The 16,638-nt window shown below is 41.3% G+C and carries 15 protein-coding genes and 3 pseudogenes; 12 read left to right on the top strand and 6 right to left on the bottom strand.

The features are described from left to right. The first annotated feature begins 107 nt into the window (after positions 1 to 107). Positions 108 to 1,438, top strand: a protein-coding gene (locus tag ADA55_RS28805) for an IS3 family transposase (RefSeq protein ID WP_226990452.1) whose coding sequence is annotated in 2 segments (ribosomal slippage) — positions 108 to 480 and positions 480 to 1,438 — 1,332 coding nt in all. Because the reading frame shifts where the segments join, the coding sequence is not laid out codon by codon here. Between the two features lie 83 nt (positions 1,439 to 1,521). Here the strand turns inward: ADA55_RS28805 and ADA55_RS20805 are convergent. Further along, positions 1,522 to 2,019 carry a phosphatidylglycerophosphatase A gene (locus tag ADA55_RS20805; RefSeq protein ID WP_034311650.1) on the bottom strand — a complete coding sequence of 166 codons (498 nt, stop codon included), beginning with the start codon at positions 2,017 to 2,019 and terminating at the stop codon, positions 1,522 to 1,524. Positions 2,020 to 2,226: 207 nt separating this feature from the next. Between ADA55_RS20805 and yutH the strand changes: the two genes are divergently transcribed. The 5 genes from yutH (at position 2,227) to thrB (ending at position 7,746) form a co-directional block, all read left to right on the top strand. Beyond that, complete coding sequence (gene yutH, locus ADA55_RS20800; protein WP_048687329.1) at positions 2,227 to 3,228, top strand: spore coat putative kinase YutH; 1,002 nt, start codon at positions 2,227 to 2,229, stop codon at positions 3,226 to 3,228. A 105-nt stretch (positions 3,229 to 3,333) separates the two neighbouring features. Continuing rightward, complete coding sequence (locus ADA55_RS30750; protein ID WP_226990518.1) at positions 3,334 to 4,248, top strand: L,D-transpeptidase family protein; 915 nt, start codon at positions 3,334 to 3,336, stop codon at positions 4,246 to 4,248. A 200-nt stretch (positions 4,249 to 4,448) separates the two neighbouring features. Next, the gene (locus ADA55_RS20790; protein WP_048687328.1) at positions 4,449 to 5,747 is read left to right on the top strand and encodes a homoserine dehydrogenase; all 1,299 of its coding nucleotides are present in this window, start codon (positions 4,449 to 4,451) and stop codon (positions 5,745 to 5,747) included. Continuing rightward, positions 5,744 to 6,805 (top strand): threonine synthase, encoded by a 1,062-nt coding sequence (thrC, locus tag ADA55_RS20785; RefSeq protein ID WP_048687326.1) that lies wholly within the window; start codon positions 5,744 to 5,746, stop codon positions 6,803 to 6,805. Before ADA55_RS20790 ends, thrC begins: the two co-directional genes overlap by 4 nt. Next, positions 6,802 to 7,746 (top strand): homoserine kinase, encoded by a 945-nt coding sequence (thrB, locus tag ADA55_RS20780; RefSeq protein WP_048687324.1) that lies wholly within the window; start codon positions 6,802 to 6,804, stop codon positions 7,744 to 7,746. Before thrC ends, thrB begins: the two co-directional genes overlap by 4 nt. Positions 7,747 to 7,941: 195 nt before the next feature. Here thrB and ADA55_RS20775 read toward each other — a convergent pair. Further along, positions 7,942 to 8,209, bottom strand: a pseudogene (locus tag ADA55_RS20775) (NifU family protein); the annotation flags it as partial. A gap of 133 nt (positions 8,210 to 8,342) precedes the next feature. Here ADA55_RS20775 and ADA55_RS20770 point away from each other — a divergent pair. Then, positions 8,343 to 8,672, top strand: coding sequence for a YuzD family protein (locus tag ADA55_RS20770; RefSeq protein ID WP_048687322.1), 330 nt, complete (start codon positions 8,343 to 8,345; stop codon positions 8,670 to 8,672). A 72-nt stretch (positions 8,673 to 8,744) separates the two neighbouring features. Here the strand turns inward: ADA55_RS20770 and ADA55_RS20765 are convergent, their stop codons facing one another. Then, positions 8,745 to 9,812 (bottom strand): NAD(P)/FAD-dependent oxidoreductase, encoded by a 1,068-nt coding sequence (locus ADA55_RS20765; protein ID WP_048687320.1) that lies wholly within the window; start codon positions 9,810 to 9,812, stop codon positions 8,745 to 8,747. 288 nt (positions 9,813 to 10,100) lie between these two features. Here ADA55_RS20765 and ADA55_RS20760 point away from each other — a divergent pair, with 288 nt between their 5' ends. Beyond that, positions 10,101 to 10,337, top strand: a complete 237-nt coding sequence (locus ADA55_RS20760; RefSeq protein WP_034310204.1) for a YuzB family protein — start codon at positions 10,101 to 10,103, stop codon at positions 10,335 to 10,337. Between the two features lie 81 nt (positions 10,338 to 10,418). Here ADA55_RS20760 and ADA55_RS31485 read toward each other — a convergent pair. Next, positions 10,419 to 11,134 (bottom strand): annotated as a pseudogene (locus ADA55_RS31485) (DUF2225 domain-containing protein). Between the two features lie 173 nt (positions 11,135 to 11,307). Between ADA55_RS31485 and ADA55_RS20750 the strand changes: the two are divergent. After that, positions 11,308 to 11,670: a HesB/IscA family protein gene (locus ADA55_RS20750; RefSeq protein ID WP_048687318.1), complete on the top strand. Its 363-nt coding sequence runs from the start codon at positions 11,308 to 11,310 to the stop codon at positions 11,668 to 11,670. 257 nt (positions 11,671 to 11,927) lie between these two features. Here ADA55_RS20750 and ADA55_RS20745 read toward each other — a convergent pair. Further along, positions 11,928 to 12,451: pseudogene (locus ADA55_RS20745) on the bottom strand (SDR family oxidoreductase). A gap of 241 nt (positions 12,452 to 12,692) precedes the next feature. After that, positions 12,693 to 13,685 (bottom strand): NAD(P)/FAD-dependent oxidoreductase, encoded by a 993-nt coding sequence (locus ADA55_RS20740; RefSeq protein ID WP_034310210.1) that lies wholly within the window; start codon positions 13,683 to 13,685, stop codon positions 12,693 to 12,695. A 474-nt stretch (positions 13,686 to 14,159) separates the two neighbouring features. Between ADA55_RS20740 and ADA55_RS20735 the strand changes: the two genes are divergently transcribed. The 3 genes from ADA55_RS20735 (at position 14,160) to ADA55_RS20725 (ending at position 16,469) form a co-directional block, all read left to right on the top strand. Next, the gene (locus ADA55_RS20735; RefSeq protein WP_048687316.1) at positions 14,160 to 15,374 is read left to right on the top strand and encodes an NAD(P)/FAD-dependent oxidoreductase; all 1,215 of its coding nucleotides are present in this window, start codon (positions 14,160 to 14,162) and stop codon (positions 15,372 to 15,374) included. Positions 15,375 to 15,564: 190 nt separating this feature from the next. Further along, positions 15,565 to 16,044 (top strand): NUDIX domain-containing protein, encoded by a 480-nt coding sequence (locus ADA55_RS20730; protein ID WP_048687331.1) that lies wholly within the window; start codon positions 15,565 to 15,567, stop codon positions 16,042 to 16,044. A 107-nt stretch (positions 16,045 to 16,151) separates the two neighbouring features. Then, positions 16,152 to 16,469 carry a YuiB family protein gene (locus ADA55_RS20725; RefSeq protein ID WP_034310217.1) on the top strand — a complete coding sequence of 106 codons (318 nt, stop codon included), beginning with the start codon at positions 16,152 to 16,154 and terminating at the stop codon, positions 16,467 to 16,469. The last annotated feature ends 169 nt before the right edge of the window (positions 16,470 to 16,638 follow it).

The raw sequence follows: 16,638 nt of genomic DNA, 5'->3' as shown, positions 1-16,638 counted from the left end.
TAAACTGTACCCTATAGAGTAGACACCTAAAAAAGTCTCCTATAGGGTACTTTTTTGTATAATTAAGAAACACAACGAGAAAACACAACATGGGACTGGAGAAGGTTATGAGTAAAAAGCTTTTTACAGAGAAAGAAATCAAACTACTATCATCTAATAATTATGTTAAATCTGTAAGTTCAAAAGGAATTACTTATACTGATGAATTTAAGCATATATTTATAGCGGAAAAACAGAAAGGCAAGTTCGTAAGGCAAATATTTGAAGAATTTGGGTTTGATGTAGAGGTTTTGGGGACGGAAAGAATTAAATCAGCGAGTAAGAGATGGCAAGCAGTTTACGAGAAGAACGGGATTATTGGTTTATGTGACACTAGAGCAGGAAATTCAGGGCGCCAAAAGGAAAGAAAACTTACCCTAGAGGAGAAAAATGCTCGCTTAGAAGCACAAATCAACTTACTAAAGGCAGAAAACGAACTGTTAAAAAAGATTCGTTTTGCAGAAAGGGGGATGAAGAAGTAGTTCTTCCTCCTTTCCAAAAATATATCCTAATTCGCTCCGTGATTGAAAAATATCAACTAAAACATATGGTGAAATACCTTTGTAAAATAGTCGGTGTTTCAAGAAGTGGTTATTATAATTACTTCTCAGTGAAATCACAGGAAAAAAGAATTCGAAAAGATGAAAAGGATGAGGTAGTGAAAGAAATCATCATAAAAGCATTCCATTTCAAAAATCGTAAGAAAGGGGCTCGTCAGATCAAAATGACTTTGGCGGGTCAATTTAATGTTGTCTATAATTTGAAGCGTATCCGGCGAATCATGAAGAAGTACAGCATTATATGCCCTATTCGGAAGGCAAATCCGTACAGACGAATGATGAAAGCCACTCACGAGCACCGTGTGGTGCCGAATCTTTTGAAGAGGGAATTCAAACAGGAAGTTCCAGGTAAAATACTACTGACAGATATCACATATTTGTTCTATGGCCAAGGAAAGAAAGCTTATCTATCAACGATTAAGGATGCTTCGACCAATGAAATTGTGGCTTACCATGTATCAGATCGCATTACCATGGACCTGGCTACGGAAACCCTCCTCAAGTTAAAGAAAAATCGAAGATTTCACAAAGCAAAGAATGCCTTTATCCACTCTGATCAGGGAACTCATTATACCCATCCGGACTTTCAGAAATTAGTAAAAAAACTGGGATTAGGCCAGTCGATGTCAAGGCGCGGGAACTGCTGGGATAATGCACCTCAAGAATCTTTTTTTGGCCATTTTAAAGATGAAGCCTCTATTAAAGCATGTTCAACTTTAGATGAATTAAAAAAAGAAATTAAGCAATATATGACGTATTACAATCACTACAGATACCAATGGAATTTAAAAAAGATGACTCCTGTTCAATACAGAAATCATCTTTTTCAAGCTGCCTAGGCTTTTTTTAAACTGTCCTTTACAAAGGGTACATTTCAGAATGCAGCCCTGGTTTTTTTCATGTCGTGAATATCATTCGTTTATTATTCCGCATTTTCGGTTCTATGGGCAAGCCTGCTTGAAGCGGCAGCGGCAATTGCCCCAACGATATCATCTAAAAAGGTGTTCACCTTACCTGTGCTTTTATCATTTAAATATTTTAAGATACCCGGCTTTTGTTTATCGATGAAACCATAATTGGTAAAGCCGATGGACCCATAAACATTCACAATTGAAAAAGCCAATATTTCATCGACCCCATATAGGCCTTCATCTATTTCAATGATGCTCAGCAAAGGCTCCTCGAGCAGTTTTTTCTCAGCAAGAATATCCAACTGTATGCCGGTAAGGATGGCATTTTGGACCTCGCGTTTTGAAAGGACCCGTTCGACATTGTGAAGGCAATCTGACATTTGGAGGTTTTCATGGTAGCCGGATTGTAAATACATGACAAGCTCAGCGATATCCTCCAATTTCACTCCTCGTTCAATTAGCCATTTCCGAGCCGTTTTTTCAGACATTGATTGTTCAATATTAGCCATTTCATCACCCATTTCTCTATATTTTAAAGGGATATTTCTAATGCAGGTAGTTTGATTTGATTAAACTGAAAACCTATGGAAGATGTTTTGATTGGAATTTCTAAATAAGGTTTCGATAATCATTCAGAAAACGGGTTATTCCACATATATATAAGTATATGATGTCCAATATTTCTATTATATCCATTTGATGAAGGAGGCCATTCCATGATAGAAGAAATCATTTTTAATAATTATGGCATACAGGTGGAGCTTGAAGAAGCCAATGTCAGGTTTCCAAGCTTCCGTTCAGGAAATATGGTGTACAGTATCGTTCCTATTGAAAATATGGAGCAGGAGGAATTAGTGGAACGGTATAAAATGTCTCAACATCTGATTTCACAAGGTGATCGTCACGTATCCGCCTTTGTCCTTGCCAATCATGGAAGTTATGTTTCGGAAGCGGATGAACAATTATTCATCCTTCTCGCCAATCAGGCATTGGAAGGTCCGAGAAATTTCAACCCGGGGAGACGTCTGGCAAGATTCCATCAGCGTGGTCGAACGATTAATGAAACGATTCGAACATGTTCAAGGATCGGTAAATGGAAAGAGCTCTGGGAACAAAGGATCGATCAGTTAGAAAAGATTTGGCGGGATAAGCTCAACGCCCATCCTGATAACCAGTTTGAAAAATTATTTATAGAAACCTTTCCCTATTATATGGTCCTGGGTGAAAATGCGATTCAATATTTAGTCGACACGGAAATAGATGATACCCCGCAAATTGTCGATAGCGGAACGGTATGTTATGAACGTTTTTTACATGATACCTGGAAAAGCAATAAGTGGATGAAAAATCCGTTCGATTGGGTATTCGACCACGGAACCAGGGATGTCGCGGAATGGGTGAGGGAACATTATTTTCAAAATGTGCATACCCATCAGCGGGGCATTGGCCATTTCTTTCACGAATATCAGTCCATAGAACCCTTCTCCAGTTTTTCAGCCCGGTTGTTATATTCGAGGATGCTGTTTCCCATTCATTATTTTGAAACGGTGGAAGAGTATTTTTCAAAAACGACGGAATCAAGGTCGAATGAATTGGAGGATAAAATAGCTTCGATCACGAAATCCTCCCAACAATATGAGTTCTTCCTCAAACATTTTTATGAATTGGCAGAGGTCCCTGCCAAGCAATATGATTTGCCTAAAATTGACTGGATTTAGATAAAAACGGGAAAGAAATATGATTCATTCTTACTTACTATGTTATGATGATAACAAGATTTTTTAGAATAATTAGATATTTAATCAATGCGGAAGGATGGGATCATGAAAAGATTGATGATGGCCGCCCTTATAGCCTTTTTAATCATCCAAACGGCGAATCTTGCGAAAGCTGAATCGAAAACAAGTTGCGAATCGACTCAATTCAAGATTGTCATGAAGTCTGAAGCGGATGTGAAAGAAAAGGCGTCGGCTGCCAGTAAAACGTTAAATACGTATAAGAAAAATAAAGAATTATCGGCAAAGGGGAGAACTGGAAACTGGTATAAAATCTGTCACGCAAATAAGGCCGCATATATCAATATGGCAGATGTAAAAGAGGTTTTCAGTGCTGATGAAAAAGCTCTTCTGAAGAAATTCGATAGGAGGAAAGGCGTTAACCAAGTTGTATCGGCGACAGGTAAATCGATGAGTGATACGAAGGTCACGATCCAAACTTATGAGAAGAAACAAGGGGAATGGCGCCGGGCATTGAAGAAGATGGAGGGTGTCATTGGGAAGAACGGCTTCACGAAGAGCAAAAAAGAGGGGGATGGGAAATCCCCGGTTGGAATTTATTCCTTTGGTACGGCCTTTGGGAGCGAAACGAAGCCGGCCGGAATGAAAATGAGTTATAAGAAAACGACCAAATATGACTACTGGATTGATGATCAGACATCCAGGGATTATAACAAGTGGAAAACCTATAAAGGAAATCCTTCGGTTAAATGGAAGTCTTTTGAAAGGATGAATCATGAACTCTATAGGTATGGAGCGGTCATCAATTATAATACGGATCCCATCATAAAAGGAAAAGGCAGTGCAATCTTTCTCCATATATGGAGAGGGGATACAAAACCGACGGCGGGATGTACAGCCACGGCCGAAAGGAATGTCCTCAGTTTATTGAAGTGGATGGATCCCGTACAAAAGCCGCATATTGTAATGGGTACAAATGATTCATTGAAGAGCGTTAAGTAATAATCATAATAATCATCAAAATGGTTTTCCCATAAAAAAATTAACGTTACCCGTTCTTACTCGTTCAAGGGATGGACGAAAAAAGTTCGTGCATCCACCTTTTCTAACTATTGATAATTATGTGAATTAAACTTATAATGTCTACTATACAAATACAAATGTTTTCTACAGGCAAACAGTTTTTAAGGGGGAACCAAAATATGAAAGCCATCTCGATCGGTTTATTAGGGTTAGGTACAGTCGGATCAGGAGTCGTACAAATCATTGAAAGCCACCAGGACAAGCTCATGCATCAAGTGGGCTGTTCCATATCCATTAAGAAGATACTAGTGAAAGACACGACGAAGGAGCGGCTTGTCGCGGTCGAAAAAGGAATGTTAACGGACAATCCTGAGGATATCCTTTCGAATCCCGAGATTGATGTTGTAATAGAAGTGATGGGCGGAATTGAAGAAACACGCGGCTATCTAATAGAAGCGATAAAAAATAAAAAGCATATCGTTACGGCCAACAAAGACCTAATGGCTTTACATGGACCGGAACTGTTGGAATTGGCCACCGATAATCAATGTGATTTGTTCTATGAAGCAAGTGTTGCAGGGGGAATTCCGATTTTACGCGGTCTTGTCGATGGGTTATCTTCTGACCGCATCACGAAAATGATGGGAATCGTCAATGGAACGACAAACTTCATTTTAACGAAAATGAGCAAGGAAGGCAGAGCTTATGATGACGTATTGAAGGAAGCCCAGGAGCTGGGATTTGCTGAAGCCGATCCGACAGCCGATGTAGGCGGATTGGATGCGGCCCGTAAAATGGCGATCCTATCAACACTCGGGTTCTCAATGAACATTGGCTTGAATGATGTTGAGGTACAGGGCATTACCGAGATATCCGAAGAGGATTTGAGATATAGCAAGAAGCTTGGTTATACAATGAAATTGATCGGGGTCGCTTCCAGGGCAGGGGATAGGGTCGACGTAAGTGTCCAGCCTGCACTTCTTCCGGAAGCACATCCGTTGGCATCGGTAAATAATGAGTATAATGCTGTATACGTTTATGGGGAAGCCGTAGGGGAAACGATGTTTTACGGACCGGGGGCTGGCAGTCTTCCTACTGCGACTGCAGTCGTTTCGGATATGGTGACGGTCATCAAGAATATGAGGCTGGGCGTAAATGGCCGCAGTGCCGTTGCACCCCAGTACCCGAAACAATTAAAAGATGCCACTGAGATTTTCGCTAAATTCTTCATTCGGTTACATGTTCAGGATGAAGTTGGCGTTTTAGCCAAAATCACGAATTTATTTGCCGAGCACGGGGTAGGATTCGATAAAATCCTTCAATTGCCTCTGGATGAAAAGGAATCTTCCGAAATCGTATTAGTTACGCATACTGCCACAAAGGCTGCATTTGAGCAAATAATACAGAAATTAAATGATTACAATATGGTAAGAGAAGTGAAAAGCACATATAGAGTTGAAGGAGAGGACATCAAATGAGCTGGCAAGGACTTATAAGCACGTATAAAGATTTTTTACCCGTCAATGAAAACACGCCTGCACTAACCCTTTTGGAGGGCAATACACCTTTAATCAGACTGAATCGATTATCCGAAGAGTGGGGAATCGACTTACATGTAAAATATGAAGGGGCAAATCCAACTGGGTCATTTAAGGACCGCGGAATGGTCATGGCCGTCGCCAAAGCGATAGAAGAGGGCAGCGACACGATCATCTGCGCTTCCACAGGGAATACATCAGCAGCTGCAGCAGCTTATGCGGCCCGTGCCAACCTGCGTTGTATCGTCGTCATCCCGGAAGGTAAAATAGCGATGGGCAAGCTTGCCCAAGCCGTTATGTATGGAGCGGAAATCATCTCGATCGAAGGGAACTTCGACCAAGCTTTAAAAATCGTCCGTTCACTTAGTGAGAGTTCACCGATAACTCTTGTGAATTCGGTCAACCCATACCGGATTGAAGGGCAGAAGACAGCAGCTTTCGAAATTTGTGATTCTCTTGGCTCCGCACCGGATATTTTGGCGCTGCCAGTCGGGAATGCAGGGAATATAACGGCTTACTGGAAAGGCTTTAAGGAATATAACGAAGCGAAACAAACGGGCCTTCCTGAAATGAGAGGGTTCGAAGCTGAAGGATCGGCTGCAATTGTCCGGGACAGCATTATTGAAAATCCAGAAACGATTGCAACGGCCATCAGGATTGGAAATCCTGCAAGTTGGAAGTTTGCTGTGGAAGCGGCTAATGAATCCAAAGGCAAAATTGATGAGGTGACAGACGAAGAAATTCTGGAAGCCTATCATTTCCTTGCTAAAAAAGAAGGGGTATTTGCAGAGCCGGCATCATGTGCTTCCATTGCAGGTATCTATAAACAATTAAAAAGCGGTGAAATCAAAAAAGGAAGTAAGATTGTTGCTGTATTGACTGGAAATGGATTGAAGGATCCGAATGTGGCAGTCAATACAAGTACGATTCAACCTACATTGCTGCCAATGGATGAAGAAGTCATTTTAGAACATCTGCAGGGTGTGAAACAGGCATGAGTGCAGAATCAGAGATGTTCTTGATCCGTGTACCAGCAAGTACGGCCAACCTAGGCCCAGGATTCGATTCCATCGGCTTGGCGTTAGGGCTTTACTTGGAAATACACGGATCTTCATCAGATCATTGGGAAGTCGTCCCGCTTTCAGAGGAAATGTCTGTTTTTCCAAGGGATGATCGTAATTATATCGTCCAAATTGCCAAGGAAACGGCGGCTTCCTATGGAAAGGAACTATCCCCATGCCGGCTTTTCGTCTCTAGCGAAATTCCACTGGCGCGGGGGCTTGGAAGCAGTGCCTCTGCCATTGTGGCGGGAATTGAATTGGCGAACATCGTTGGTGAGCTTCATTTATCAAATGAGGAGAAGAATAGGCATGCTTCCCTCTTTGAAGGGCATCCCGATAATGCGGGGGCATCTGTGTATGGTGGATTGGTTGTGGGCCTTCATACGGAGGAAAGAACGGATGTCGTGTCGTTTCCAATCGAGGGAGTTAAGGTGATCGCTGTCATTCCCAATTTTGAATTGCTTACTGAGGATTCAAGAAATGTCCTTCCGAATTCGCTTTCCTATAAAGATGCGATAAGCGGGAGCGCAGCCGCAAATGTAATGCTTGCAGGAGTTCTATCGAAAGATTGGAAACTTGTTGGTGAAATGATGCAAAGTGATCGTTTCCATCAGCCATATCGAGCGGAGTTGGTCCCCCATTTAGCGCTTATAGAAGAAGTTGTCCTAAATGAAGGCGGATTTGGTGCGGCACTAAGCGGAGCGGGTCCAACTGTTTTATGCTTGGCATCTCAAGAAAAAAGTGAAGGTTTGCTCACTGGATTGAAGAATAGATTTCCGGAATTCCTTGTGAAGGAATTGGAAATCGATAATGATGGAAGTTATACGGCAATCCTTTCTGAACAGGAAAAAAAGGAATTGAAGTTTTTGAAATCATGAGCCGTGTTCATTTGCCGTCCATATAAAAAAGCTGACCCGTGTCAAGCCGTATCAATTCATTTGATAGGGCAAAAGCCGAGTCAGCTTTATTTTTATTACAGTCCGCAAAAAGATTCCGGCCTGCATGAAAAAAGGTTGAACGTGTATAGATGAAGTGATCCTTCATCCATACGCTGCATGTTATTTAAAGGGCTATTAGAAAACTTGTTCAACTTCCACTACACCAGGAACTTCTTCAAGTAGGGCACGCTCAATCCCAGCTTTTAGCGTAATGGTCGAACTAGGACAGCTTCCGCAAGCTCCTAGTAATCGTAATTTTACAATCCCATCTTCTACGTCAACTAGTTCACAGTCACCGCCATCACGAAGAAGAAACGGACGAAGCTTATCTAGGACTTCTTGAACTTGAACTTCCATTGTTTGTTCAGACATTGCAATCGACTCCTTTCCTAATCATATTATAATGCGAAGGTAATAAAAAATCCAACTGTAACTTTGCGGAAATATAATCTATATTATTCTGGTATGATGGAAACAGGTGAAGTTTTAAACATTATTCAAATGAAGCAACTATAATAAACTGAAGGAGGAAGAGTATGGTAAGGAAAGATATTGAGATAGAAGTGTATGGAGCGGAGCAAATTTGCGCGAGTTGTGTGAATCTCCCCTCTTCGAAAGATACCTGCGAGTGGCTTGAAGCCGCTTTAACGAGAAAGTTTCCTGAGCAGCCATTTAAAATATCCTATATAGATATGTATAACCCACCAGAAACATTGAAGCAAAAGAGCTTTGCCGAGAAGATGATCGAGGAAGATTTATTTTATCCACTGGTCCTCATCGAAGATGAAATCATTGCGGAAGGAAATGTCCGTCTCAAAAAAGTGGTGGAAACGATGGAGAAATATGGATACTCGGTGCGAGTATGATATATAATGGAAGAAATAAGAAAAACTGACCCATGAATGGGCTGCATGCAGCTCATTGGGCCAGTTTATGAATCAACCGTTATGGTATTTATACATCCAGAGAATGCCTGATTTCATTAGGCGTGCCACTCTGCCGGTGATTGGGCGATTTGCAACAAGACCAAAACCTTGTTTCTTCCCAAGGGAACCTAATGTTCCTTTTAATTTCATGGTAGGGAAGCTTTCCGGAAGTGGTTCATTTGCCCATTTCTTCACAAGGACTTGGACGATTTGCTCAGCTTGGGACTCCGCTAATTGAGCACTAGGTGCATGAGGAAGGCTCGCGCAGTCGCCGACTACAAAGATGCTGTCATCATTAGGAAGGAAATGCTGAGGAGTCAGAACGGCTCTTCCTTGACGGTCTTTTTCAATATCCATATCGCGGATGATCTTGCTTGGCTGAATTCCAGCTGTCCATACGATGACGTCGCTTTGAACGGCTTCGTCGCCATTATAAAGAAGATTTGGTTCAACTTTCGTAATATTTGAATGATGTACGATTTCGATGGTATGTTTATCGAACCATGATTCGACAAAAGTACTTAATCTTTCTGGGAAAGCAGATAGAATATGCGGTCCACGGTCAAATAGCTTAACGTTTAAATCTGAACGGCTTTCAATCAATTCACTTGCAAGCTCAACACCGCTCAGTCCGCCACCAACGATAGAAACGGTTGCACCGGCACCTAAATTATTCAAAGCAGAATATGTGCGGCGTGATTTATCGATTGTTTGGATACTGTAAGTGTGTATGTCTGCACCAGGAATATCGTGGTATTTATCTTCGCAGCCAAGGCCAATGACTAAATCATCATAAACGACAGGATCTTGATTTTCTATAATGACCTGTTTATTTTCCATATCGATGGAAAGTACTTCTCCGTATACGTTCTTCAAGCGAGGATGTTCAGGAAATGCAACACGGATGTGCTGATCTGGAATGGTACCTGCTGCTAAAGCATAATATTCCGTTTTTAAGCAGTGATAAGGATTACGGTCGATAAGCGTGATGCTCACATTTTCAGGAAGCTGATTAGGCAGCAATCTTTGCAACATGCGCATACCACCATACCCGCCACCAAGTATGACTAGATTCTTCATATGATTTTTTCCCCTTTATTTGATCTCTTGAAAAATTTGATTAGCACTTAACTATAGGATTCCCCCAAATGGTCCCCTTAAAAGTTTAATTAAATATATATACCCCAATTTGTAGTAAGAATAAAAAATTAGATAATTTTCTTTTTTTACGTACCCCGACAAAAGTATAACGAATATAAAAGGAAATCACAACCGATATCTTGAAATAGGCTTATTTTTTATGCGTAAATATTGACTGTTAATGGGAAAAGTAATAAGATGGGTTGTTAGTAACTGTGAGGTGAAACAATGTACCCGATTATTGAATTTTGCGTAAGCAATCTAGCCAGTGGGGCTCAGGAGGCCCTAGAAAGATTGGAGCGGGATCCGAATTTGGATATCATAGAATATGGTTGCCTGGGATATTGCGGCAGATGCTCCAGTAACTTATATGCACTTGTAAACGGTGAAGTGGTTTTTGGTGACACAACGGATGAATTGGTAGATAAAATATATAAGTACATTGATGAATTTGAAATGTCTTAATCATCAACGGCGGATAAAGGCTGTTCCTGGAAGGGACAGCCCCCTTTTTTATCAGTGCTGCAGCAAAGGGTGGGTTGTTTCCTAGGTCCGTTTGAGTTCCTGAAAGCGGTCCCTGGCCATCTGGATGATGGAGGCTTCCCGGGCATTTTTTTGTCTTTCGAACACGAATGAAAAATACTTGATGGCTGCCTTTTCTTTGCCTATCCTTCTTGAGATTTCTCCAGCGAGATAAAGGATCCGGGCTTCGGATGCCTGGGTGCTGCTGAAGTCCCCTGTTGAATACGATGCTTCATATTCCTATAGGGCGAACTTCAAAAATCTTTCTTATTGTTCCTTGTTTTGTTTGATCCTATATAACGAGGCTATCCGTAAACAGATTCCAGCAAGGATTATATGTTTTTCCTTTTTTAAAGCTCCGCAATAACTCGCCAGCTTGTATGTATTGATCGCGTCTTTAATGGATCTTTCCTTGCTAAAATGATGGGGAACCCACTGGGAGCTGAATTTTTCCAAAATGATTTCCATTGTAGTGGGGGGAAGTACCGCGAAAAATCCTCGGAATAAGAAAAGCCGCAGTGAGGGCACACAAAAATATTATAGTAAAGTGGGTTTACGGTTGAATCAGCATGAACGGGACAAAAGTCCGTGTTGTATTTAGCAACCTTTACAAAACGTGACTGTACCTTTTTAGTGGTCGACTTTGGTTTGCATAAAAGGCATTCCATGCTTTTGTCATATAGAGGATGTATACTTTCGATGGTGATTACCCCCTTATTGTAAATTAGGATCGGGTTCAACGGATTAGTCCATTATACCTATCCCTATTATTATAGACGAATGTTAGTTGGTAAAATAGGTGGGGGAATATGAATTTTTCCAAGCTGGAAAATTGAGCGCGGGAATTTCTTTGGTATATACTATAAAGAGAAATGGTTCTATCTCACATATTCAGAAGAAGGAGGGATTTATTGTGAGTGATGTTGTTCAAATAACGGAAGCTGCCGCTTTTCAGATAAAAGAAATGATGAAACATAATGGTGAAGAGGGTTCCTTTTTAAGAGTGGCCGTTAAAGGCGGAGGCTGCAGTGGATTATCCTACGGAATGGGCTTTGAACAAGAGCCCGGAGAAAAAGATAGCCAGCTGGAACAGTTTGAAATTAAGATCCTTGTCAATGCCGAGGATGCAGATATATTGAATGGAACGGTAATTGATTATAAACAAACGATGATGGGTGGAGGCTTTACGATCGAAAACCCAAATGCCATCGCTTCATGCGGTTGCGGGTCTTCCTTCAAAACGGCAAAAAACGCCGGCACGCCGGAGAACTGCTAAGTAAACTCCAATACTTCGGAAAAAGGGGGCACTTTAATAAGTGCCTCCTTTAGTTTGTTTTGACAAAAGGGATTCAGGATGGTCTCATCCTAACACGAGACTAGATTATCATTACGTTTTTTATTGTAAACCTTATTGGATTTCTGAAATCAACTACAACGTTTTTTAGAAAAAACAGTAGGCAAACATGCTTTTTTTTGAATGTTTCTACAGTCTAGTCCAGGTGGGAATAACAACTGCCCCTTTTTCATGCTGGCTTACATATTGTTCAGGGCCTCCTTGATTGGGAGGGTGCCGCTGAATATCTCGAATGTTTTATTAAACGTTTTTTCCTCTGTGACAGATTGGGCAAGAACGGAGGCGACATCGGCGACTTTCTCATCCGCAAAGATTTTTCCGATCGCTTGTTCATTTGTCAAAGCAACCGGCCGGACTATCGTGTATGTCAGCCCGCTTGCTTTTAAATGTTCATCGGCATCATGTTTTGCTTCAAGATAATGGCGCATTTCTTCTTGGGCTTGTTCCGGATTATCAGAACCGACAGAGCTTAACATGACAAAACGTTCGATCCCTTCTTTTTGGCGGCATCAACCAGTTTAATGGCTCCATTCTTATCCACAGCTGTTGTTTTATCCGGCCCTGTTTTGGGTCCAGGTCCGGCGGCAAAAATGATGGCTTCCATGTTATCCACTGCTTTATCCACATTTCCCTCTAAATCTGCAAGGATTGGATGCCCGCCGAGTTCTTTTATCGTTTGAGCCTGTTCCTCTTTCCTGATCATCCCGTATACGGTCATTTGCGGATTTTTTGATAATTCCCAATGATCTGCTTTCCGGTCGTTCCGTTGGCCCCTGCAATTAAAATATTCATGGATGCATTCCCCCTTTATAGCTTCTTCTACTCTTTACCCATAGAATGAAAAGGGTAAGCACTGTGGATAACTAATTGAAAAAACTTATCCACAATCATCGAATTGGGGACAAAAAAAACCGGCCATGAAAGCCGGTTTTTGCGTAATATAATTAAAACATGGAAGAACTGTGCATCGGCTGAACTTTTGCTTTTGGGTCAATATATTGTTTGGCGTGATTGACGGCAGTGGGTGCCTCACCAAACCCACTGGCAATCAATTTTACTTTGCCATCATAGGTTGCAATATCGCCTGCTGCATAAATCCCCGGGATATTCGTTTCCATTCTGGAATTCACCAAAATGCTGTTCTTCTGGATATCAAGTCCCCATTCCTTAATGGGACCAAGAGAAGAAACGAAGCCGTAATTGACGATGACTGCATCTACATCCATGGTCTCTGTATCGTCACCATTTGTATCCTTGATGACAATTGTATGGATACGTCCGTCTGTACCAATCAACTCTGCAGGTATGTATGGAGTCTTTATTTCCACTTTTGAATTTTTAAGTGTTTCTACACTATGTTCGTGGGCACGGAACTTATCTCTTCTGTGAATGATGCTCACTTTCTCGGCAATCGGCTCCAGCATTAAGGCCCAGTCCACTGCTGAATCCCCACCGCCGAAGACCACCACTTTTTTGCCGGCAAAATGATTGAGGTCATCGATGAAATAGTGAAGGTTGCCGTTTTCATATTTTTTTGCATCTTCAATTTCGATGCGGCGGGGTTGGAAAGCCCCATTTCCAGCTGTGATGATAATCGTTTTGGAGTAATGGATTTCTTTATCAGTCGTTAACTTGAAAACTCCATCGGCTTGCTTTTCCACTTCTTGAACGGCTTGCTCCAGGACGACATCCTGTTCGAACTTTGCCATTTGTTCTTTCAAATTATTCACTAGCTCCTGAGCTCGCACTTTGGGGAAACCAGCGATATCATAGATGTATTTCTCAGGATAAAGGGCCGACAATTGTCCGCCTAATTGTGGCAGGCTCTCGATGATTTTTACGGATGCCTGTCTCATCCCTCCATAAAATGCAGTGAATAATCCAACCGGGCCTCCGCCAATGATTGTAATATCATAAACTTTTTCATTAACTTCCAACGTTATCCCTCCGATATACTAGGTTTGCTGAAATTTATTCTCTTATTTTAACATAGATGATCTTTTAAAAAACGGAGAAAGTTAGAAAAGTGAGAAAGTTTTGACTACATTTGTGCGGTTTCGTGATGAATGTTTTGTATCCGCTTTCAAATCTAGGTGAAATTACCCTTTGCCAATGTTGAGCATATCGTATAAATATGGTCGCAATTGAGTGAAAAGTAATGTTTTTCGGCTAAATTTCAACCCGAAAAAGTTCGGTTTGTTACTTGAAAAAGGTAAGGAAAAAGACTAATATTTACTTAGATATCATTTGGTAAATTTTTTATGAATTTTTTATGACATTTATGAAGTGTTACGTGAAATACGTCACAAATGTATAAGAGTGCTTTTTATAATGGAAATTATAAAGATAGACAATATATTTTAGTTATGGAAAGCATCACAAGAAAATATCGTAAAGGTGGAAGAATACTTTTGAAAAAGCCAACAATCGTTGTTTTAGGAGCAGGTTATGGTGGATTGATGACTGTTACTCGCTTACAGAAGGCATTAGGTCAAAATGAAGCAGAAATCGTATTAGTTAACAAAAATGATTACCACTATGAAACAACATGGCTGCATGAAGCATCCGCTGGAACGCTTCATCATGATCGTGTGCGCTATCCAATCAAAAGTGTCATTAACAGCAAAGTTAAATTCATCCAGGATTCCGTTTTGGAAGTGAAAACGGAGAACAAAAAAGTCATCCTTGAAAACGGCGAAATTTCTTATGATTATTTAGTGATTGGTCTTGGACCTGAATCGGAAACATTCGGAATCCAGGGGCTAAAAGAATATGCTTTCTCTATCTCTAACGTGAACACGGCACGTAAAATCCGTGACCATATCCAATTGCAATTCGCGACGTACAGTACTGAGGTCGAAAAGAATGAAGACCGCTTGACGATCGTTGTTGGAGGAGCAGGATTTACGGGTATCGAATTCCTTGGCGAATTGGCTAACCGTGTCCCTGAACTTTGTAAAGAATACGACATCGATTTCCAAAAGGTCCGCATGTACTGTGTGGAGGCAGCCCCAGCCGTCCTCCCTGGCTTCGATCCGGAATTGGTGGATTATGCAGTATCTTACCTTGAGAAAAAAGGTGTGGAATTCAAAATCGGCACACCGATCAAGGGGGCGACTCCTGAAGGCATCATCGTGGCAAAAGGTGAAGATGAAGTGGAAGAAATCAAAGCGGGCACCGTTGTATGGGCAGCTGGCGTACGTGGAAACTCCGTGATAGAGGCTTCCGGTTTTGAAGCTATGCGCGGACGTATTAAAGTGGATCTTGACATGCGGGCACCGGGGCATGACGATATCTTCATCGTAGGGGATTGCGCTTTGATCATCAACGAGGAAATTAATCGTCCATATCCACCTACTGCACAAATAGCGATGCAGCAAGGTGAGGTCATTGCGAAGAACCTGACTAAATTGGTTCGTAACGAAAGCGACCTGGAAACGTTCACTTTCGAAAACAAAGGAACGGTATGTTCACTCGGTGAAGATAATGCGATTGGTGTTGTCTTCGGCAAAAAAGTTACAGGTAAGACTGCATCATTCATGAAGAAAATGGTTGATAACAGGGCATTGTTAATGATTGGCGGAGCCTCACTTGTTGCTAAAAAGGGTAAATTCAACGTCCTTTAATTTTTTTCGATAGATCAAAAATGGCCATTTGGGGATTGTCCCTGAATGGCTTTTTCATTGGCATCCCATCCATCGATGAGTGTGTCATAGCGGAGTATGCAATTTTTTTGTGTGGAATATAATGGGGATGACGAAGTTTGATCAAGGAAATTATCTTTGGCATCATCTAATGTAGGGGAAGTGGGTTTTGGTGGAACGTTGCAAAAATGTTTGGTTGGCAGTGTCCGGCCTTGTGATATCCGATAAGGGTGAGTGGCTTGTCGTGAACAAAAGGTATGGCGGATTGAAAGGGCAATGGTCGCTTCCGGCAGGTTTTGTCAAAAATGATGAAACCGTCGATGAAGCTGTCGTAAGGGAAGTGTTGGAGGAGACGGGCATTCATACAGAAATCGAAGGCATCGTAGGAGTGAGAAGCGGAGTCATCAAAGGGGATATAAGTGATAATATGTTGATATTTTTACTTAAACCGCTCAGTTTTGAAGTAAATGCTCAATTGGATGAATTATATGAAGCTAAATTTCATCACCCTGATTTACTCATGAAGGAGGGGAAGCAATCGTTACTATTGGAACAGCTTTTAGCTTTTAAAAAGGAAAGAATGCAGACGATGCTTGACGGGTTGAATCCGGGAGATCAATTTGGATATACATCATATAAACTATTCTTGTAATTTGGGTAATTATCTTTTCTTCGGTATTATTTGGTATAAGTCGTTGACGCAGCAATTATGTTTTCAGTAAACTAAAGGTGTCGCTTTTAAGGAGGGTCAAGAATAACATGCCATTGCCTGTTTTAATTATCTCAATACTCTTATTTTTCATATTGTTTTTCGGAATTGGCTTTTTGCTGAATATGCTCTTCCGTTCTTCGTGGATCATGGTCTTCTTATTTCCAATCGTCTTCATCATCATTGTCAATGAAACAAAGCTAATAGAATATTTTAGGAATCCGGGAATATCTTTTTCCAATCTTGGTACGAACCTTACATCCCTGCATACGGCAGACATCATTATTTTATCAAGCGGGCTGCTTGGCGCGGTTTTAGCTGGTGTGGTGATCAGGATTCTAAGGAATAAAGGATATCAAATGTTTTAATAAGGGAAGGGCCGTCATTTATGGACGGTCCTTTTTGTTTTCGCATACTTTGTTGCTATTTACTAAGTAGTGCGGTGTGGATGGTTTCCCCTCGAGATGCTCGCTTTCCGCTGGGCGGACGGTGAGCCTCCTCGGCGTAAACGCCTGTGGGGTCTCACCTGTCCCGCTG

It is taken from the genome of Bacillus sp. 220_BSPC, assembly GCF_001054655.1.
Lineage (GTDB): Bacteria > Bacillota > Bacilli > Bacillales > DSM-1321 > Peribacillus > Peribacillus frigoritolerans.
The sequence above is the reverse complement of the archived record's forward strand: the minus strand, read 5'-3'. Positions and strand labels throughout refer to the sequence as shown.